This is a genomic window from Paenirhizobium daejeonense (assembly GCF_014280875.1).
GTDB lineage: Bacteria > Pseudomonadota > Alphaproteobacteria > Rhizobiales > Rhizobiaceae > Allorhizobium > Allorhizobium daejeonense.
In genome coordinates, this window is sequence record NZ_JACLAL010000002.1 from 283,601 (window position 1) to 302,808 (window position 19,208).

Sequence of the window (19,208 nt, forward strand, 5' to 3'; positions counted from 1 at the left end):
TGAACTGCGAGATCAGCGCTACTCCAGTGGCACCGCGACGAGCCGGAGATTGCCCTCGCCGTCGGCCACCATCAGATGCGCGCTGCGGCGTCCCTCACCCTTGAGCGCGGCCAGCATGTCGATGACATCCTTCGGCACCTGCATGAACTCCTGCGCCACCTCGACGATCACTTGCCCGACCTTCAACCCCTTGGCCTCCGCTTGCGAGCCCGGCAGAACCTTGGTGATGATGACACCCTCAACACTCTCGGCAATGGAATAAGTCTTGCGGCCCGCATCATCGAGCGTGGCAAGTTCGACGCCGATGAGATTGTCCACGACCGGAGCTGAACTGTTACCCTGATCCTCGGGCGCCTGCTGATCTTCCTCGATGGTACCGTCATCTTCCGGCGCGACTTCACCGCCATCTTCAGGAGCAGTATCTTCCCCACTCGCAGCCGGCTCTTCCGATTTCGCCTGCTGTTCGTCCTCCAGCCGACCGAGTTTCACCTTGACGGTCTCCTCTTTGCCGTCACGCAAGATGACCACATCGACATCCGACCCCACATTGCTCTCGGCGACTATGCGTACCAGATCGCGTGTGTCGCCAACCTTCTTCCCATTGAATCCAACGATCACATCGCCGACCTTGATCGGACCGTTCTCGACCGGCCCCCCCTTGACGATGCCGCTGACCAGAGCGCCACGCGCCTTGCCGACAATGCCGACACTCTCGGCCACGTCGTCGGTGACCGGCTGAATGCGAACGCCGAGCCAGCCGCGCCGTGTCTCGCCAAATTCCATGAGCTGCTTGATGACATTTTCAGCAAGCTCCGTCGGAACCGCAAAGCCGATACCGATGGAACCGCCGCTCGGCGAGATGATCGCCGTATTGATGCCGATGACCTCGCCATTCATGTTGAACAGCGGACCACCGGAGTTGCCCTTGTTGATCGCGGCGTCCGTCTGGATGAAGTTGTCATACGGGCCGGCATTGATATTGCGGCCGCTGGCCGAGATGATGCCGACGGTGACCGATCCACCAAGGCCGAAGGGATTGCCGATCGCCATCACCCAGTCGCCGATGCGCATCTTGCGGGAATCGCCGAACTTGACCGACTTGAGCGGCGCAGGAGGCTCGACCTTCAACACCGAAAGGTCGGTCTTTGTATCCGTGCCGATCAGCTTAGCCTTGAGCTTGGAGCCATCCGGGAAGATGGCCTCGATGTCATCGGCGTTCTCGATCACATGGTTGTTGGTAACGATGAAACCGCTCGGGTCGATGACGAAGCCGGAACCGAGCGAATTGACCTTGTTATTGCCGTCCTGGCTGCCGCGATTCTTGAAGAAGTCCTCGAAAAGCTCCTGGAAGGGAGAACCTTCCGGGAGCTTTGGCATCGGCGCATCGCGCTCTTCCTTGACGCTCTGCGAGGTGGAGATGTTGACCACCGCGTCCAGCAGGCCCGAGGCGAGATCCGCAACCGATTCTGGTCCCTGGGCGCGCACGGGATATGGCGCGACGACACTGCCGACGGCAAGGGCTGCCCCGACCAGGAATGCTGGAAGGAGGGAGTGGCGCTTGCGGGCGTCGATGGTCATGAGGCTTCCTCTGCGGTTCAGAAATCGCTTTTTGGCGACAGCATAAGGCGGAATGATGAAAGGTTAAATCAATTTCAGGCGAGACCTCACCGCTCCGTCATCCGCGAAGCAGCCATACGAGAGCGACGCCAAAGGCAATCGCGACAAGACCGGAAAGACGCAGTTGCCCTTCAGGAATGTCAGGCAGCAGTTTCGCCATCCTGACAAGCAAACGAGGGGCCAGTGCATAGACCAGCCCCTCGATGATGAGAAAGAACGCCACGCCTGTCAGAAAATCCGACATGGCGCCCCTATCAGTTGTTGGCAGCTGCCGGCGCAGCAGGCGCGGCTGCAGCAGGACCCGAGGTTCCGTTGAAATAACGGAAGAATTCCGAATCCGGCGAAAGAACCATCGTTGTGCCGTTGCCACCCAACGCCCCGTTATAAGCGCGCATCGAACGGTAGAACTCGAAGAAGTCCGGATCGCGCGAGAAGGCTTCCGCGAATACGCGGTTGCGCTCGGCATCGCCCTCGCCTCGCAGCACTTCCGAATCACGCTGTGCTTCCGCCTGCAGTTCGACGACCTGACGGTCGGCGATTGCGCGGCGACGCTGGCCTTCTTCGTTACCACGGGCACGGATGAGTTCGGCTTCCGCCAGACGTTCGGCCTTCATGCGGTCGAAGGTCTGCTGGGAGACTTCCTGTGTCAGGTCGGTACGACGGATGCGAACGTCCTCGATGGTGATACCGAGCGATTCGGCGTCTGCCCGAAGGTCGTCGCGAACCTCCTGCATCATCGAAGCACGGGCATCGGACAGAGCGGATTCGAAACCCCTCAGACCATAAACCCGGCGCAGCGATGCATCGAGACGGGTTGTGAGACGGGTTTCGGCAGCGTCACGGTCGCCCGAAACGGTTTCGCGGAAGCGGCGTGCATCGGTGATCTTGTAGACCACGAAGGCATCCACCTCGTAGAATTTACCGCCCGAAACCTGAACGCGGATATTGTCGAGATCGAAGCGAAGCGCCTGATCTTCCACATATTGGACGCGGTCTGCATCGGCAAACGCGAAGGGCAGCTTGAAGTACAGCCCCGGGTCCTTGTAGACGGCCTTGATCTGACCGAAGCGGACAACGATTGCCTGCTGACGTTCGTTGACGACGAAAACCGACGAGTAGATCAGCAGCAGAACGGCGGCAAGGCCGATCAGGATAGCGACAAGGCGATTGGACATGATCAATTGCCTCCCTGCTGCGTCTGGCCCTGGCCCATGCGATTGAGCTCGTTGAGCGGCAGATAGGGCACGACGCCCTGCTTCTCGTCGATGATGACCTTGTTGGAGTTCTTCAGAACCTGCTCCATGGTTTCAAGATAGAGGCGTTTGCGGGTGACGTCGGGCGCCTTGCTGTATTCCTCGTAGATGTCGACGAAGCGCTGGGCTTCACCCTCGGCTTCCTTGACGACGCGGTCCTTGTAGGCGGCAGCTTCTTCACGGATCTGCGCAGCCTGACCGCGAGCCTGACCAAGTTGCTGGTTGGCATACTTGTTGGCTTCCTCGACGAAACGGTCTTCGTCCTGTTCGGCACGCTGCACTTCGTCGAAGGCATCGGCCACTTCGCGCGGCGGGGCCGCATCCTCGATCGCCACCGCATTGATCGAAATGCCGGCGCCGTAGCTATCCATGGTGCCCTGGATGATCGCCTTCACGTCCGCTGCAATCTGCTGACGCGCATCCCGGAAGATGTCCTGCGCCGGACGACGGCCGACGATTTCGCGCATGGCGCTTTCGGCAACCTGCTGCAGCGTCTGCGGGGGGCTTTCGATATTGAAGAGATAAGCCTTCGGATCGCTCACTGTGAAGAGAACCGAGAACTGCACGTTCACGATGTTCTGATCGCCCGAGAGCATCAGACCTGCGCTCGAAGACGAAGAGGCCTTCGCGCCGATGTTCTGCTGCTGCTCGGTGACCTTAACAATTTCGACGGTCTCCAGCGGCCACAGATGGAAATGCAGGCCAGGCATGGAAATCTCTTCCTGCGGCTTACCGAAGCGCAGTTCGACACCGCGCTCGTCGGGCTGAACCGTATAAATGGCCTGCATGGCCCAGAATGCGCCGAGCACGAGAAGCAGAACGACCACCACGCCGCCGTTGAAACCTCCCGGCACGATGTTCTTCAACCTGTCCTGGCCGCGACGTATAAGATCCTCAAGGTCGGGCGGCGTGTTTCCACCGCCGCCGCGCGGCCGGTTTGGTCCCTGCCCCCAGGGTCCCTGATTGTTACCACCGCCGCCGCCCCATGGGCCGCCGCCGTTCTGATTGCTCCAGGGCATCAATACCTCTTTGTTTACAAGTGCTCCCATCATCCCAGCCGCCGGCACTCGCGGGCCGCGGGCGGAACGCTCGTCCCGTTATAGGTATCGGGCCGAGGCCTTTCAACGGAAAGTACCTAACTTCTTCGGCCGTTAGGGAAAATAATGCGTTATGCCGCAGGACGACGCCGGTAGGTGGTGTATCGCGTCGGATAATTATCCTTCTCGCCGGCGGGAATCTGCGTTTCCTGCACTTTTTCGAACACCGCCGGATCTATCTCCGGGAATACGGTATCGCCCTCGATCTCAGCTTCGACATGGGTGACATGCAGCACACCGGCGAGCGGCAGGGACTGCCGGTAGATCTCACCACCGCCGGCGATGCAGACCTCGTCAACACCCGTCTCGACCGCTATTTTCTTAGCCCGCTCAATGGCTTCGTCCAGACTACGAACAGTCTCGACGCCAGCGACATCTATCGCTGCCCCGCGGCTTACGATGACATGCGGGCGCCCCGGCAGCGGTTTGCCGCCCACGGATTCGAAGGTCTTGCGCCCCATCACCAGCGGCTTGCCGAGAGTGAGCGCCTTGAACCGCTTGAGGTCAGTCGACAGCTTCCACGGCATGTCGCCGTTGCGGCCGATCACGTTGTTGGACGCCATCGCGACCACGATCACAATTTCGGGATTGGACATTTTCTGTCTTTCGTGAATGCCCGTCCGGGGTGTCAGACGGCAATCGGCGCCTTGATGCTTGCATCGGCCTCGTAGCCTTCGAGGCTGAAATCCTCGAAACGGAACGAGAGGATGTCGCGCACTTCCGGATTGATCTTCATTCTCGGCAAAGCCTTCGGCGTACGGGCAAGCTGCTGTTTCGCCTGCTCGAAATGGTTAGCGTAAAGATGCGCGTCACCCAGAGTATGCACGAAATCGCCGGGTTCGAGATCCGTCACCTGCGCCACCATCATCGTCAGCAGCGCATAGGAAGCGATGTTGAAGGGCACGCCGAGGAAGATATCGGCCGAACGCTGGTAAAGCTGGCAGGAGAGCCTGCCATCCGCCACATAGAACTGGAACAGGCAGTGGCAGGGCGGCAGCGCCATGTCGTCCACTTCGGCCGGGTTCCAGGCGGAAACGATATGCCGGCGCGAATTGGGGTTCTTGCGGATGCCTTCCACCAGATTGGCGATCTGGTCGATATGGCCGCCGTCGCCGGTCGGCCAGGAACGCCATTGCGCGCCGTAGACCGGACCGAGATTGCCGTTCTCGTCGGCCCATTCGTCCCAGATGGAAACACCGTGCTCATGCAGATAGGCGATATTGGTCTCGCCCTTCAGGAACCACAGCAGTTCGTGAATGATCGAACGAAGATGCAGTTTCTTGGTCGTGAGAACCGGAAAGCCCTCACCTAGGTCGTAGCGCATCTGATAGCCGAAAACCGAACGCGTGCCGGTACCGGTCCGATCACCGCGGTCCGTACCGTTGTCCATCACATGCTGCAGGAGATCCAGATACTGCTTCATTGTTCCATCTTCGACTCGAGAGGAGGACGCTTCAATCTAATGCCCCCGCACATGGGAACCAAGGCAGAGTTGCGATAAATTGCACCGGACAGTGCATGTAGCGCCCCCGGCCTCGCGGACCAAGGTGCTGGCGGCAGTTTCCCACGGTTATCGCGCCAGCCGGCAACAACCGCTGAAAGCACCGATGCCCCCTTTTCAACGGAACCGGAAACACCTATATCACTCCTGCCGGCCTTCGGGCCGGCTATGGCGATAAACGGTCGGTGTAATAAACCTATTGGACCCGGGGGCGGTACCCGGCGCCTCCACCAAAAACCGGTCGGTCCTTGATGACCGGCTTTTGATGGGGGCGAAATAGGATCGACAAGGGTGTAAAGATCGAACTTTTGCTCGGCATGATACCGCCGTTATCGGGTCACAAGTGTAGTTGCAAACGACAACAACGCTAAGGGTTATGCTCTCGCTGCCTAATGGCGGTGCGGGAAACCCACTCTAAAGCCCTCTAGGTTAGCCCCTTGAGGCGGGGTCCGAAGGCACCTGGCAACAGAAGCCTTCACCTAACTCTTTTCCCTCGTTCTTCCTCGCCTACCCCCTTCCGCCAAAATCATGTACTATCGCCTGATATGACTCGTCACCGGGGGCTTTCGCGCTGTCCGGCACCATGGCATATAGCCGTGGAAAGACGTCACAGGAAAGAAAGACAGGACCATATGGCGCAGGACCATATTCGCTACGACATTCTGGCTCAGGACGCGCTGCGCGGTGTCATCCGCAAGGTTTTGACGGAGGTCGCAGCCACCGGCCGTCTGCCGGGTGACCACCACTTCTTCATCACCTTCCTGACCGGCGCGCCGGGCGTGCGCATTTCCCAGCACCTGAAGGCCAAGTATGCCGAGCAGATGACCATCGTCATCCAGCACCAGTTCTGGGACCTGAAGGTGACCGACAGCCTTTTCGAGATCGGCCTGTCCTTCTCCGACACGCCGGAAAAGCTGGTCATCCCCTTCAACGCGATTCGCGGCTTCTATGACCCCTCGGTGAACTTCGAACTCGAATTCGATGTGCCGCTCGCAGAAGAAGACGAGGAAGGTGCAGAGATCACCGCTTATCCAGTCTCCGCCGCCGCCGAACACACGGAAGAAACGGCTGAGAAGCCGGCCGAAGAGAAGAAGGAAGGTTCCGTCGTTTCTCTCGACGCATTCCGCAAGAAACAGTGACTTGTGATCAGGGGCGCCTCAAGAGAGGTGCCCTCTTGCCCTCGCCGGAACATCAAAGATGAGCGCAGACGTCGTCAATCTCCGCCAGTTCAGGAAGACCAAGGTCCGCTCCGAAAAGGAAGCAAAGGCCGAACAGAACCGTATCACCTTCGGTCGCACCAAGGTCGAGAAGCAGTTGACCGACGCGCTCAACAAGAAGGCCGAGAAAGCCCACGATCAGGGACGGCTGGAACGCCCGAAGCCCAAGTGACACGCTTGGCCAAAAACGATTTCGTCTCAGGCACTTTTCATCATTCCCGGAATCGTTTTGTGAGAAAGCTTGACCTCCGAGTGAGGCAATGGTGATCCACAAGCATTCGATCACCTTGCGAGGCCATCGCACCAGCTTCTCGCTCGAAAACCCGTTCATGGACGAACTGAGAATGATCGCCGATGAGCGCGATCTGGCGCTGGCGGCCCTGATCACGGAGATCGACGAAGTCCGTGATCCGACAGCCAATCTCTCATCGGCGCTGAGACTTTATGTTCTGAATTGGTTGAAGGCAAAGGCTCGACAAGCCTGAGCTGCCCGCCTCCATAACGCTCATTCGTTTCGGGACGGCCCGAAATAGAGCGATATGGCAAGCGCCTCACCCGGCCTCAATTGACGCCCGGCAACCCCTCGAACTGCAGCGGCTGCGCAGGAGGAAGGTTATCGCGGGTAACCTTGTCATCCGGCGAAACCGGCATTTTTGGGGTAGTAACGATCCCATCGCCAGGCGGTTGCGTCTCCGGGGCCGAAACCCCTTCGGAAGCCGCTTGTGCTGCTGCTCGCCGTGCTGCTTCTTCCGCAGCCAGCCTTTCAGCTTCCGCCTTCTGACGTGCCTCCTCGGCAGCTCTCGCCCGCTCGGCCTCCGCCTTCTGGCGCTCATCTTCCCGATAGCGGTGAAGGACGACCTCACGCCTTAGCCGCTGCTTCTCCAGCACATTCGACTGCAGTGCCTCCACCCGACGTCGTTCCCGCTCGAAGGCGCGAAGCGACAGGAAATTCGTCAGATCGCCAACATCGAGTTGCCGCGTGGGTGAGCCAATTTTGCCGGCATAGGCAAGCCGAATACCCGGTTCGGCGCCAGCCAGCGCATCGTCGCCGGCATTGAATGCAACATGGACGGTACCGTCCATGGTTCCGTCGATAACATTGAGGCGGGCTTCACCATCCAGCTTTGCCGATTGGCTCTCCAGCGTCACGTTCTGGATGCGCATGACGCCGCCGGTCATGTTGAACGGCACCACGACGTTCTGGAATAGACCCGGCCCGGCACCGATCAGCCCCGCCGCGATAGCCTTCACCTTGTCTTCCGTGATGTCGCCCTTGATGCCAGCAGCCGCCTCCAGAACCTGCGGCAGGAGCCCAAGGTTGAGCTTCGACACGGTCAGCGCGCCGACCTTCAGGGAACCGGAACCGTTGGTCGAACCGAGCAATTCTGACACCGTCTTGCCGCTACCTTCCGCGACGAGGTCGAAATCGAACCGGCCGGTTGCTGCGGCCTGACCACCCTCTTGCTGGGCCGGCAGGGCATCAGCGAGATCGCCGCCCGCAAGCGTGATGCGGCTCTGGTAAAGCCCCGTCCCGTCGGCGTTGGCGACCATCAGCCGGCCCGTAAGCGTTCCGCCAAGCCAGCCTCCCGTAGCATCGTCGAGGATGAGTTCGCCACCCGAGCGGCGCAGCTTTGCAGACAGGCCGATTACAGGGTCGATGATGCCGGATGAGAAGCTGCCAACCTCCAGCGCAATGTCGAGATCGGGTTCACTGACTCGCGCCGGCAGCGCCTTTTGCGAAAGCTTGCCCGTTGCGGGATCGCTGACGGGTCCGAGGACCGCCTCGGCAAACCACGCAAGATCAGCCCGACCGGCCTTGAGCTGTCCCACGATCTTCGGCTGGCCCGACAGGTCGAGTGACAGATCTCCGCTCAATGCATTTCCGTCCAGCATCGCTTCGATCCGGTCGAACAAGGCTTTCCGGTCGGCCAGCTTGACGTCTGCAGAAAACTGCGCGGGCAATCCGCCACCGACCGCCGGCATCGCAACGCCTGCAGACATCAGGAATGGCTCCAGATCGTCGCTCGTGACCGAAACCTTTCCGGCTCCCGCCAGAAAATCCGCAATATCGAGAGAAACCTGCCCGCTCGCCGTCGCTTCCGTGCCGGCGGAGGTGAACCTCAGCGCGACGTCCGCGGCTTCTCCACCTTGATCGCTGACATCCAGTGCGAGACGACCCGCAACACCTGTCCCTATCGGCAATGGATCAAGCCCCGCCTGACCGAGCAAAATCTGCGTTTCCGGGTTTTCGAGCGTTGCATTCACTTTCAGCGCCGCGGTGCCCGTAAAGTCGGCGATATCATCGACGGCATAATCGGCGCTGATGGTGCTGCCGTTGGCCGTGCCGCTCAACTTTGCCGTCAGACCGCTGCCGCCGGCATCCCCGAGCGATACAGTTGCCTGCATATTGGCATCGGCGTACCAGGGCGCGCTCTTCACCAGCCAGGCAAGTGCCGGATGCGGCGGAAGCTGGCCTGCGATCATCGTCAGGAAGGGTGTCGGATCGGCGGCCTGAAACGCGATTTGCGCTTTGCCGGTGTAATCAAGCAACGAGCCGCTCGCGGATCCGCTGGCACGGATCGAAGCGCCGGCCACGTCGCCTATATTCAGCCGCTCGACCGAAACGCTGCCGCTGTCAAGCGTGAAGATCGTGTCGACCTCACGGCTCTCGACACCGTAAGCGACAAGTTTGCCGACCTTCATGCGCGTGGCAATCCGCTGGGCGAACACCCCGTTGTCGAGATCGTCGCCAACGATGAGCGCTCCGAGCGCCCGCGCCGCATCGAGATCGATTTCATTACCGGAGAGATCGACGGACAGCGTGGCCGGTTGTCCCCTCAGAGATCCCCGTTCCAGACGACCGTTGAGATGCGCATCGCCGATGGCGAGTTCTAGCTTCTCGAAACGTTGCATATCGGGCGTCAGGTTGACGGCGGCGGAAAAGCCAGCCGACTTCAATTGCCGGATTGCAGGATCGACCGCGCCGGAGACCCATGAAGCCAATCCCGACGGCTGGTTTGATGCCACGAGCAGATCACCATTGAATGAAGGCGATCCGATCAGCGTGAGCTTGCCCTTCGCTTCCACCTGCGTGCGACCGGGCAGGACCGCCGCCGCGCGCTCAACCGTCCAGCCGGTGCCGGCAGGGCGAATATCGATCTGGATATCGCGGAGCACGGTATCGCCGGCCACAATTGCCGGTAGTTTCAGGTTGGCGCGTCCCGGCACGGTCGGTACCGGGATATCCGCCGCCATGGCGATCAGGAGGTTGAGACGCTGGCGCACGGACCCGGCGGCATTGCGTCCGGTCTTGCCCTGCCCGCCGTCATTCGCCAACCTGTTGACGTCGACCTGCTGACCTTCTGCCGTTAGCAGGAATTCCGGCTTTGCTCCGGTGTCGAGTTTCGCCTCGCCGGTGATGACGTAGGGATTGTCTGCCTCCGCCAGCTCAAGCCGGTACTCGGGAACGACGATGCGCTCGTTGGTAAGTTCGAACTCGCCCTTGGCGCGCGGCGCAGGCGCCGGCTTGCGGTCGTTGGGTACCTTCTCCACATAGGCATCCCGCCACTGACCCTGGAAACGCCCATTGTAGATCGGCTTGCCATCAACGAGTGCAAGGTCGCCCTCAAGGTCCAGACTGAAAGGTCGGCTGCCGGGATCGAGCCTCAACTTGAGTGGAATTGCCCCGGTCGCCGGATTGGGCTGCTGGCTGGCAAGATGAAAAACGCCGGCCTCGCCATCGACGACGGCATTGCCGTCTGCAGTCCACGGACCGGCAAGGGACGCCGCCGTCATCTCGGCGTCGAGCCCGCTCACCTTCCGCGTCCGGCCGGATTGCTGGTCAATGAATTCGATCTCGCCGCCGGTTATGTGCACCTTTTCGAGCACGACCGTGCGGGCCGGAATTTCCGCGCTCGAGCCGCGCAGCCAGTCGAGCGTGCCATCGGCCAGAAGCCGGATGCGCGCCTTCGGCTCCTCAATGCGCATGTCGAAGATACGCGCCTCGCCGGAAAGGAAGGGTGCAAGCTCCGCATCGAGCGAGAAGCGGGAAACGGTGACGAGCGGCGCGCCTTCGCTGTCGGGACCGACGGTCACGTCATGCAGGGTGACCGAAGGGAAAGGCAGAAGACGGGCATTGACCTCGCCATGCACGGTCACCTTCTTGCCAAGAATACGACTGGCCTGATCCTCGAAATCCTTGCGAAAATCGGTCCAGTCGACGAACATCGGCCCGAGCAGCGCCGCAAACAACGCCACGACCAATAGTCCGCCGAGGAAAACCAGTAAGCGTCCGATCACGACCTGCCCACTCCACTTACATTCGCGGCTACTTTAAAGCGTGCCGCGATCCTTTGAATTCGCGCCTACGCTTCACGTCTTCATTCAACCCATGTCGTTGCCGCAAAACCGCTCAAAACTTTTGCGCGACATGCTTTGGTTTCGCGGCAAGACTACCCGTATTTTACCCTGCGGCAACTGTAAGGATTGGCTTTTACAGCCGGAAGATCTTGCCTGGATTGAAGATATTATCCGGATCAAGGCTCTTCTTGATCGATCGCATGACCGGCAGCGCTGAAGGCAGTTCCTGTTCCAGATAGCTCATCTTGCCCTGCCCCACACCATGCTCGCCAGTGCAGGTGCCACCCATGGCGAGCGCACGCGCATTGAGCCGCGCCATGAAGGCCTCGCTGCGCGCCAGATCTTCCGGATCCTTGTCGTTGAACAGCATCAGCACATGGAAATTGCCGTCACCGGCATGCCCGACGATCGGTGCAAGAAGGCCCGTTTCGCGAATATCGGCCTGGGTCTCGGCCACGCATTCGGCAAGGCGGGAGATCGGCACGCAGACATCGGTGGAAAGGCCGTTCAGCTCCGGAGCGAGCGCCCGGCCAGCCCAGTAGGCGTTGTGCCTTGCCTTCCAGAGCTGTGCCCGCTCCTCGGCATTCGTGGTGTACTGGAATTCATCCGAACCGAATTCGGCAGCAATTTCCCGGAGCTGCCCGGCCTGCATTTCGACCGTCTCTTCCGTGCCGTGGAATTCGAGGAAGAGCGTCGGCTTCTCGGGATAGCTAAGCTTCGAATAGGCGTTGACCGCCTTCATCTGCATTTCGTCCAGCAATTCGATGCGGGCGACCGGAATACCCATCTGGATCGTCATGACGACGGCATCGCAGGCGGCCTTAAGGCTTGGAAAGGCACAGACGCCACCGCTGATCTTGGCGGGAATACCCTGCAGCTTCAGCGTGATGGAGGTGATGATGCCGAGCGTACCTTCCGCTCCGACGAAAAGCCGGGTCAGATCGTAACCGGCAGAAGATTTCCGCGCCCGCTGCGCCGTCCTGATCTCCTCGCCATCCGCGGTGACGACGGTCAGCGCCAACACATTTTCCTTCATCGTACCGTAGCGCACCGCATTGGTGCCGGAGGCACGCGTCGAGGCCATGCCTCCGAGAGAGGCGTTCGCGCCCGGATCGATCGGAAAGAAAAGCCCGGTATCGCGCAGATAGGTATTGAGGTCCTCGCGGGTGACGCCCGGTTCGACCGTGCAGTCGAGGTCTTCCGGGTTCACCTCGATCACCCGGTTCATCCGGCTGAAATCCACCGAAATACCGCCGCTCGGCGCATTCACATGGCCTTCAAGCGAGGAACCGGTGCCGAATGGGATCATCGGAACCTTGTGGGCGGCGCAGGTTCGAACCACCGTCTTCACGTCTTCGGAATTTTCCACGAAAACGACCCCATCGGGCAGTTGCGACGGCAGATAGGTGGTTGTGTGGCTATGCTGTTCGCGGAAGGATTGGCCGGTATGAAAGCGCTCGCCGAACTCCTGCTTCAGGATGCCGAGGACCTTGGCGATCCCCTCCTCGTTGCGCACGCCGGGCACCACGTCCTTCATCACCATGACAGCATCTCCTGCACATTCCACGGCCGGTTCGAAGCCGGTCTTTCGGCCGCAGCTATGGGACAGCAGCAGGGCTTTGTCCAGCGAAAGACGCAGCCCGGCGTGGTCCGGCAAGACCCGTCATCAGTCCGCCTTGAGAGTTTCCGCAAGAAGCGCGGTCAGCCGCCGCCAATGTCGCTCCGCACCGCGCACCTGATAAACGCTGTGGTCCGGAACACACCAGCCGTGAGCCATGCCGACATAGTTTTCCAGAGTGAAATCGACCTCCGCGCGGCGGAAGGTATCGACGAACCGGTTCGACTGTTCCGGCGGAAAGGAACCATCCACGCCAGCCGTGCCTACATAGACCCGCGCCCGGATCTTGCCAGCCAGAAGGTGTGGGCTGTCGGCCGCCTCACTTGCGAGATTGCCCCCATGGAAACTAGCCGCAGCAACGATGTCATCGGGATAGGTTCCGGCCGCGGTCAGCGCGCGACTGCCGCCCATGCAATAGCCCACGGCCGCAATCGGCCCGGTCGCTCCGGCCTGCCTCAGTGCGGCGAGGAAGAAGCCGGTGTCTTCGGCAGTCATCGCCTGCGTAGTGCCGCCGATCATCGACCGCAGCTGCGTTGCGGTTTCCGGAGTACTGAACGCGGTCGCAGCATCGAACGGCCCATAGGTTCCGAAGCGATAGAATAAGTCAGGCACCAGCACGGCATACCCCTCATCCGCAAGGCGCTCCGCCATGCCGAAAAGCGCCGCCCGCGGACCGAAGGCGTCCATGTAGAGAATGACGCCAGCAGCCGCTCCGGCATCGCCAAACAGATGGGCAGAAGCAATGCCGTCGGATGTCGCTACCTCGATTTGCCGTTGCGTCATTCTGTTCTCCTCAGCGATTTAAAAACTCTTCAGATCCTGCGAGGCACTTGCCGCACCCTGACGGCGATATCACTCGCCCGCCTCGACCGAAGCGGCAAAGGCCATTTCCCGCTGCAACCGCTCCTCTTCATGCGCATGCGGCTTGGCGAAGCGGGCAAGCGCCAGATAGGCAACTGGCGTCACGAACAACGTCACCACCGTTGCAAGACCCAGACCACCGACAATGACCCAGCCGAGCGCAATACGAGCTTCCGCGCCCGCGCCATGGGCCAAGACCAGCGGCACGCCGCCGAGAATGGTGGCGATCATCGTCATCATCACCGGCCGCAGGCGCATGTTGGCGGCATTCTCGATCGCCTCGCGCACATCCTGCCCTCGGTCACGCAACTGGTTTGCGAATTCCACGATCAGGATGCCGTTTTTCGCCATGATGCCGACCAGCATCACGAGACCGATCTGACTATAAACGTTGAGGCTGGTGCCGGTGAACAGCAGGGCGAAAACGGCGCAGGCAAGCCCCAGCGGCACCGTCGACATGATGATCACCGATGACAGCACGCTTTCGAACTGCGCGGCCAGTACCAGGAAGATGATGACGATGGCAAAGCCGAAGGTGATGCCCATGCCGCCAGTGTTCTCGCTGAGGGTCGCAGCCTCCGCCAACGGCAGGATGCGCGCGCCGGGCGGCAGCAGAGGTCCCGCAATGGTCTGCGCCTTTTCAAGCGCCGATCCCAGCGAAAGCCCCGGTCCGAGACCTGCCGTGATCTGCACTGCGGCAAGCTGCTGTTCCCGCTGGAGGCTCGGCGCAACGGCCTTTTCCTGCAGCTTCGCGATGACGGACATCGGCACGATCTTGCCGTCGCCAGTCTTGAGGAAGATGTTTTCGAGGTCGGTCGGATCGTCGATCGGCCGCGTGGTCGAGGCGAGTTTTACCGGATAGGATTCGCCGTCGATATAGACATCCCCGATCGAACGGCCGTCGAGCATCGATTGCAGCGCCTGGGCGAGCCCGGTGATGTTGATACCGAGGTCTGCGGCGCGCTCGCGGTCGATGCTCACGCCGAGCTGGGCCTGGCTGATGTCGTTGGTCAGGCGCGGATTGTCGAAGCTGCCGTCGGCCTCCAGCGCGGCAACCACCTTGATCGCCGCCGCCGTCAGCTGCTCGTGGTTCGAACCGACAAGCGCGAATTGCAGACCGCTGCCGCCGCCGCGAATTCTCAGGCTGTTCGGCTGCTGGGCAAAGGCGTTGACACCGGGAATGCCCGCGGTCGCCTTGTTGATGTCGCGCACGATGGTGTCCTGGCTGCGCTCCCGCTCGCCCCATGGCGCAAGCGTCAGCACCATGAAGCCGCTGTTAGTATTGCTGCCGAAGCCCGAAATCGAGAACAGGTTGGCGATCTCGCCATCGTCGCGGAGCGGCTTCAGCGCCTCCTCGATCCGGCGCATCTGGTCCTGCATGTAATCGAGGCTGACACCCTGCGGGGCAGTCACGCGCAACGTCACCGTCGAACGGTCTTCGCGGGGCGTAAGCTCGTTGGTAATCAGGGAAAAAGCACTAAATGCCGCACCGGAAAAGATCACCGCCACCACGAACACCACCATCGGCGCATTGAGGCAAGCTCGCAGCGCACCCCGGTAAAAAGCCGAAAACGCATCGCCGAAGCGCCCAAGCAATCCCTTGCCGTGATCGATGGCATGCGAGGTCAGCATGCGCGAGGCAAGCATGGGACAAAGCGTAAGCGCCACGATGGCCGATAACGTCACCGAGAAGGCGAGCACGAAACCGAATTCGCGGAACAGGCCACCCACCTGCCCCGGCAGGAAGGAGAGCGGCACGAAGACCGCGGCAAGCGTCGCAGTCGTGGCGATGACGGCAAAGAACACCTCCCGCGTGCCGAGCACCGCGGCCGCCCTCGGCCCCATGCCCTGCGCCCGCCGTCGCACGATGTTTTCCAGAACCACGATGGCGTCGTCGACCACGAGACCCGTCGCCAGGACGATCGCCAGTAGCGTCAGGATATTGATCGAGAACCCGACGAGATACACGGCCGCCAGCGTCCCGATCAGCGACACCGGCATGGTGATCGCCGGAATGAGGGTCGCCCTCCAGTCGCGCAGGAAGAGATAGATGATACCGATGACGATCACGGCGGCGAGCACCAGCGCATTCACCACCTCATCGATGGATCCGCGGATGAACACCGCATCATCGCTGGTAACGCGGATCTGGGTGCCCTCCGGCAGATCCTTCTGCATCACCTCGACGGCCTTCTTGATCCCGTTCGAAATGCTGAGTGTGTTCGATTTCGCCTGCCGGATCACCCCGAGGCCGATGCCGGCCTTGCCGTTCGAACGAAGCGCGGTGCTGCGCAGGTCCGGGCCGAAGGTGATGGTCGCGACGTCGCCGAGCCGTACCTTGTCCTGAACAATCAGATTGGCGAAATCCTGTGGCGTTCGAAGGTCCGCGGTCGCGCGCACGACGATATCCTGCGTCGAACTGGTGATCGAACCGGCCGGAACGTCGAAGGCGATATCGGACAGCGCGCTTGCCAGCGAAGCAATGGTCAGCCCGCGGCTCGCAAGCGCCGACTGGTCGACATCCACGCGGAAGATCTTCTCCTGCTCGCCGTAAAGCTCGATATCGGCAACGCCCTCGACCGAAGCCAGCCGGTCGGAAATCTCGTTGTCGACCAGAAGGGTCAGATCCTCGATGTTCATCCGGTCGGAGGTGACGGCAAGCCGCATGATCGGATCGGAATCCGAGTCCGCCTTGACGATGCGCGGCTCGTCGGCGTCATCAGGCAGGCTGTAGGTCACGCGCGCGATGGCGTCCCGCACGTCGCTGGCGGCAACATTCAGGTCGGTGGTATCGGTGAATTCCAGCGTCACGCGGCTGTTGCCGAACGAGGATGCGGACGAAAGCGCCTTCAAGCCAGCGACACGCGCCACGGCTCCTTCGATCACGGTCGTCACCTGCTGATCGACGGTCTGCGGAGAAGCACCGTCAAACGTGGTTCTGACCGTAATGACGGGCCGATCCACATCCGGCAGTTCACGCACTTCGATACCGTAAAAGGCAGCAAGACCGGCGACGACCATCAGGGCATTGAGAACGGCGGCGAAGATCGGCCTGCGGATGAAGAGCGCGGTGAATCCGGCCTGTACGTCCGGCGCGACCTTGGGTTCACGCTCGCCCGCCAGCTTCCCAGCCTCAGGCACGCCCGTCGTCTCGTTCGTCGTTTCGCTCATCGGCTCGCCACCGGTTTTTCGCCGTTCTCGGGTTTCGAGGCACCGGCTTCGTCACCTACGATCTGCACCATACGCCCGACCCTGACGCGCTGGACGCCTTCTGTAACCACCCGATCGCCATCGGCAAGCGCGGCTTCCACCAATACGGCATCGGGATTCCGTTGCACGATCCGCACGGGAACCCGCTCGGCTTTACTGTCCGTAACTCGCCAGACGAAGGAACCTTGGCTATCCCACTGAACGGACAACGGATCGACGGCGGGATAACGCTCGCCCGCAAAGGTCATGGAAACCGTGAACGCCATGCCGGCCCTGAGATCGTCATTATCGTTGCCAATACGCGCTCTCACGCGCAATGTGCGGCTGGCCTCGTCGATACGATTGTCCACCGCCTCGACGCTGCCGTCATATACGTTGCCCGGTCGCGCCACCGCCGTTGCATTCACCGGCTGCCCGACCTTGACGATTGGGGCGAAACGCTCGGGCACCCAGTAATCGACCAGCAGTTCGGAGCGGTCGTCCACTGTTGCAATCGCTGTTGACGTCGTGACGTTATCGCCGGGATTGACGGTCACGATCCCGGCAATGCCATCGATCGGCGCCACGATATCGCGGCGCTTCAGTTCAAGCTCGGCTGCAGCGAGCGCGAGCTTCGCCGTTTCCAGCGCAATGTCCGCGTCGAATGCATCGATCCGCGACACCGCGGATTTGAGGTTGGTGTAGAGCTGCGATTTTTCCGTCGCGCTCTTGAGCGCCACCTGCGCCTGATCGCGGGCGATACGCTGTTCCTCGTTCTCCAGGCGCGCGATGACCTGCCCCTTGGTGACCTTGTCACCAGACTTCACATGGATCTCAAGAAGGGTTCCAGCCACTTGTGGCATGACGGTTACCGATTGGATAGCATCGCCCGTGCCGATCGCAGAAAGCCTGTCGTTGACGAGCCCTACCTTCACGTTCTGCACAACGACGGATGGCGCGGCGTTGCCATTGCGATTACCGCCCTGCCCGCCGCCGTTACCGCCGCCCTTACCCTCGGTGGCTTTCGATGCCTCGCCGGGGCCAATCATCGCGATGACAGACTGGGGCACGCCCGCCCGCGCCAATATCGCGCCGGCACCGGGCACCAGCCATATCCACCCCAGGACACAGACTGCGATCGCTACAACACTGAGCAGCAACTGCTTCCAAAACGCCATCCGGGACTCCAGTCTTGATGCCGACAGCCAGTTTCGTCAGCGCTGTCGTGAAATTACCGTGCCCTACGGGGCCAGCTTGCGCCGCAATATTTCGCCGCCGGCCCGCTTCGGCAAGTCAAGAAACGGTACATTACCAAAATGTCATCCGCAGGGCGTACCTCACGTCCTTGACAATTGCTGCACTGCGGCAAAACTTCACGAATACGCCGACATTATCGGCGGCAGCCATCGCCATTGTGTAACCGGGTCGTCAAAATGCTTTCATTGGATGATTTTCTTGCCCGCATACCGAAAATGGAACTGCATCTTCACCTTGAGGGATCCATTCGCCCCCAGACAGCGGTCGATCTCGCCGCCCGAAATGGCGTGATGTTGCCGCCGTTCAAAAAGGTCGAGGAACTCTATCACTACGATAACCTCAAGGATTTCCTGGCGATCTATACTGCCGTTTCCGACAGCGTAGTTTCAGCGGATGATTACCGGCGTATCACCTACGAGATGCTGGAAAACTGCGCCGCCCATAACGCCCGCTACGTGGAGTTCTTCTTCTCCCCGCAGGTCCACTTCCCCCATGGCGTCGGTTTCGATACCCAGATGGATGGCATCACGGCCGGCATGACGGAGGCGGAAGCGGATTTCGGCATCGTCAGCGTGTGTGCACCGGGGATCAACCGCGAACTCGGCCCCGAGGCGGGCGAAGAGTTCCTCGACATGATCCTCGCTCGGGGCGATGACAAGCTGGTTGGCATCGGTCTGGACTTCAATGAGGCGCCCTTTCCGCCGGAACCCTATGCCGCTCTTTTCGAACGGGCTCGTTCGGCCGGCCTGAAAGTGACCGCACATGCCGGTGAGACGGGACCTGCAGATTTCATCCGCGGCTCGCTCGATGCGCTCAAGGTTCGCCGCATCGATCACGGCTATCACGTGGTCAACGACCCCGAACTGATGACCCGTTGCCGCGACGAAGACATCCTTTTCACCGTCTGCCCCTCGACCAGCGCCATCACCTCGCCCTGGCACGATCTGACGAGCCCCGACCACGCCATCCGCCGGATGAAGGAGTTCGGCCTCAAGGTCATGCTCAACAGCGACGATCCGCCGATGTTCTTCACCGATCTCGGCGCGGAATACCGAAAGGCCGCACATTTTCTGGGTTTTTCCCCCGGAGACATCCGCGCGACCATCATGCACGCCATCGAGGGAAGTTGGCTGGATGAACGGACGAAGAAGCTCTGGAAAAGCGAGTGGAGCCTGGAGATCGATGCCCTGATGGCGGATCTAGAATAGGCCGGATCACGAACGCCTTGGGCGGCCGGCC

At 60.9% G+C, this 19,208-nt stretch carries 15 protein-coding genes and 1 other RNA gene; 5 read left to right on the forward strand and 11 right to left on the reverse strand.

The annotated features are described in order from the left end of the window. Positions 1–18: 18 nt before the first annotated feature. The 6 genes from H4I99_RS05010 to H4I99_RS05035 all read right to left on the reverse strand — a co-directional run bounded on the left by H4I99_RS05010 (position 19) and on the right by H4I99_RS05035 (position 5,390). Entirely contained in the window at positions 19–1,578 is a 1,560-nt protein-coding gene (locus tag H4I99_RS05010) for a Do family serine endopeptidase (RefSeq protein WP_163899692.1), read from the reverse strand. A gap of 97 nt (positions 1,579–1,675) precedes the next feature. Further along, complete coding sequence (locus H4I99_RS05015; protein WP_163899694.1) at positions 1,676–1,861, reverse strand: DUF2065 domain-containing protein; 186 nt, start codon at positions 1,859–1,861, stop codon at positions 1,676–1,678. Positions 1,862–1,871: 10 nt separating this feature from the next. After that, complete coding sequence (gene hflC, locus H4I99_RS05020; RefSeq protein ID WP_163899696.1) at positions 1,872–2,792, reverse strand: protease modulator HflC; 921 nt, start codon at positions 2,790–2,792, stop codon at positions 1,872–1,874. Positions 2,793–2,794: 2 nt separating this feature from the next. Then, positions 2,795–3,889, reverse strand: coding sequence for an FtsH protease activity modulator HflK (hflK, locus tag H4I99_RS05025; protein WP_163899698.1), 1,095 nt, complete (start codon positions 3,887–3,889; stop codon positions 2,795–2,797). Between the two features lie 149 nt (positions 3,890–4,038). Continuing rightward, positions 4,039–4,563 (reverse strand): dihydrofolate reductase, encoded by a 525-nt coding sequence (locus H4I99_RS05030; RefSeq protein ID WP_163899700.1) that lies wholly within the window; start codon positions 4,561–4,563, stop codon positions 4,039–4,041. Between the two features lie 32 nt (positions 4,564–4,595). Then, the gene (locus H4I99_RS05035; RefSeq protein ID WP_163899702.1) at positions 4,596–5,390 is read right to left on the reverse strand and encodes a thymidylate synthase; all 795 of its coding nucleotides are present in this window, start codon (positions 5,388–5,390) and stop codon (positions 4,596–4,598) included. A gap of 188 nt (positions 5,391–5,578) precedes the next feature. Between H4I99_RS05035 and ssrA the strand changes: the two genes are divergently transcribed. The 4 genes from ssrA (at position 5,579) to H4I99_RS05055 (ending at position 7,170) form a co-directional block, all read left to right on the forward strand. Beyond that, positions 5,579–5,948: a transfer-messenger RNA gene (gene ssrA, locus H4I99_RS05040) on the forward strand. Between the two features lie 152 nt (positions 5,949–6,100). Then, a complete protein-coding gene (locus H4I99_RS05045) occupies positions 6,101–6,607 on the forward strand; it encodes an SspB family protein (protein WP_099058230.1) in 507 nt (168 codons plus the stop codon). Between the two features lie 58 nt (positions 6,608–6,665). After that, on the forward strand, positions 6,666–6,857 hold the full coding sequence (locus tag H4I99_RS05050; protein WP_163899705.1) for a DUF4169 family protein: 192 nt from the start codon (positions 6,666–6,668) through the stop codon (positions 6,855–6,857). A 91-nt stretch (positions 6,858–6,948) separates the two neighbouring features. Beyond that, positions 6,949–7,170 (forward strand): ribbon-helix-helix domain-containing protein, encoded by a 222-nt coding sequence (locus H4I99_RS05055; protein WP_163905741.1) that lies wholly within the window; start codon positions 6,949–6,951, stop codon positions 7,168–7,170. A gap of 76 nt (positions 7,171–7,246) precedes the next feature. On the opposite strand, the gene H4I99_RS05060 is transcribed toward H4I99_RS05055, so the two are convergent. The 5 genes from H4I99_RS05060 to H4I99_RS05080 form a co-directional block, all read right to left on the reverse strand. Then, positions 7,247–10,984: an AsmA family protein gene (locus H4I99_RS05060; RefSeq protein ID WP_163899707.1), complete on the reverse strand. Its 3,738-nt coding sequence runs from the start codon at positions 10,982–10,984 to the stop codon at positions 7,247–7,249. 193 nt (positions 10,985–11,177) lie between these two features. Further along, complete coding sequence (locus tag H4I99_RS05065; RefSeq protein WP_163899709.1) at positions 11,178–12,587, reverse strand: FAD-binding oxidoreductase; 1,410 nt, start codon at positions 12,585–12,587, stop codon at positions 11,178–11,180. Between the two features lie 123 nt (positions 12,588–12,710). Beyond that, a complete protein-coding gene (locus tag H4I99_RS05070) occupies positions 12,711–13,445 on the reverse strand; it encodes a dienelactone hydrolase family protein (RefSeq protein WP_163899711.1) in 735 nt (244 codons plus the stop codon). A gap of 69 nt (positions 13,446–13,514) precedes the next feature. Then, the gene (locus tag H4I99_RS05075) at positions 13,515–16,694 is read right to left on the reverse strand and encodes an efflux RND transporter permease subunit (protein WP_163899713.1); all 3,180 of its coding nucleotides are present in this window, start codon (positions 16,692–16,694) and stop codon (positions 13,515–13,517) included. Beyond that, a complete protein-coding gene (locus H4I99_RS05080; protein ID WP_163899715.1) occupies positions 16,691–17,890 on the reverse strand; it encodes an efflux RND transporter periplasmic adaptor subunit in 1,200 nt (399 codons plus the stop codon). Before H4I99_RS05080 ends, H4I99_RS05075 begins: the two co-directional genes overlap by 4 nt. 294 nt (positions 17,891–18,184) lie before the next feature. Here H4I99_RS05080 and add point away from each other — a divergent pair, with 294 nt between their 5' ends. After that, positions 18,185–19,177: an adenosine deaminase gene (add, locus tag H4I99_RS05085; RefSeq protein WP_163899717.1), complete on the forward strand. Its 993-nt coding sequence runs from the start codon at positions 18,185–18,187 to the stop codon at positions 19,175–19,177. Positions 19,178–19,208 lie beyond the last annotated feature (31 nt).

What these genes read in the sequence shown, in the direction of transcription:
- H4I99_RS05050 (WP_163899705.1), top strand. Translation starts at nt 6,666, where the DNA reads ATGAGCGCAGACGTCGTCAATCTCCGCCAGTTCAGGAAGACCAAGGTC.
- H4I99_RS05080 (WP_163899715.1), bottom strand. Translation starts at nt 17,890, where the DNA reads ATGGCGTTTTGGAAGCAGTTGCTGCTCAGTGTTGTAGCGATCGCAGTC.
- H4I99_RS05015 (WP_163899694.1), bottom strand. Translation starts at nt 1,861, where the DNA reads ATGTCGGATTTTCTGACAGGCGTGGCGTTCTTTCTCATCATCGAGGGG.
- H4I99_RS05010 (WP_163899692.1), bottom strand. Translation starts at nt 1,578, where the DNA reads ATGACCATCGACGCCCGCAAGCGCCACTCCCTCCTTCCAGCATTCCTG.
- hflC (WP_163899696.1), bottom strand. Translation starts at nt 2,792, where the DNA reads ATGTCCAATCGCCTTGTCGCTATCCTGATCGGCCTTGCCGCCGTTCTG.
- H4I99_RS05030 (WP_163899700.1), bottom strand. Translation starts at nt 4,563, where the DNA reads ATGTCCAATCCCGAAATTGTGATCGTGGTCGCGATGGCGTCCAACAAC.
- H4I99_RS05070 (WP_163899711.1), bottom strand. Translation starts at nt 13,445, where the DNA reads ATGACGCAACGGCAAATCGAGGTAGCGACATCCGACGGCATTGCTTCT.
- hflK (WP_163899698.1), bottom strand. Translation starts at nt 3,889, where the DNA reads ATGCCCTGGAGCAATCAGAACGGCGGCGGCCCATGGGGCGGCGGCGGT.
- H4I99_RS05075 (WP_163899713.1), bottom strand. Translation starts at nt 16,694, where the DNA reads ATGAGCGAAACGACGAACGAGACGACGGGCGTGCCTGAGGCTGGGAAG.
- H4I99_RS05065 (WP_163899709.1), bottom strand. Translation starts at nt 12,587, where the DNA reads ATGGTGATGAAGGACGTGGTGCCCGGCGTGCGCAACGAGGAGGGGATC.
- H4I99_RS05035 (WP_163899702.1), bottom strand. Translation starts at nt 5,390, where the DNA reads ATGAAGCAGTATCTGGATCTCCTGCAGCATGTGATGGACAACGGTACG.
- add (WP_163899717.1), top strand. Translation starts at nt 18,185, where the DNA reads ATGGAACTGCATCTTCACCTTGAGGGATCCATTCGCCCCCAGACAGCG.
- H4I99_RS05045 (WP_099058230.1), top strand. Translation starts at nt 6,101, where the DNA reads ATGGCGCAGGACCATATTCGCTACGACATTCTGGCTCAGGACGCGCTG.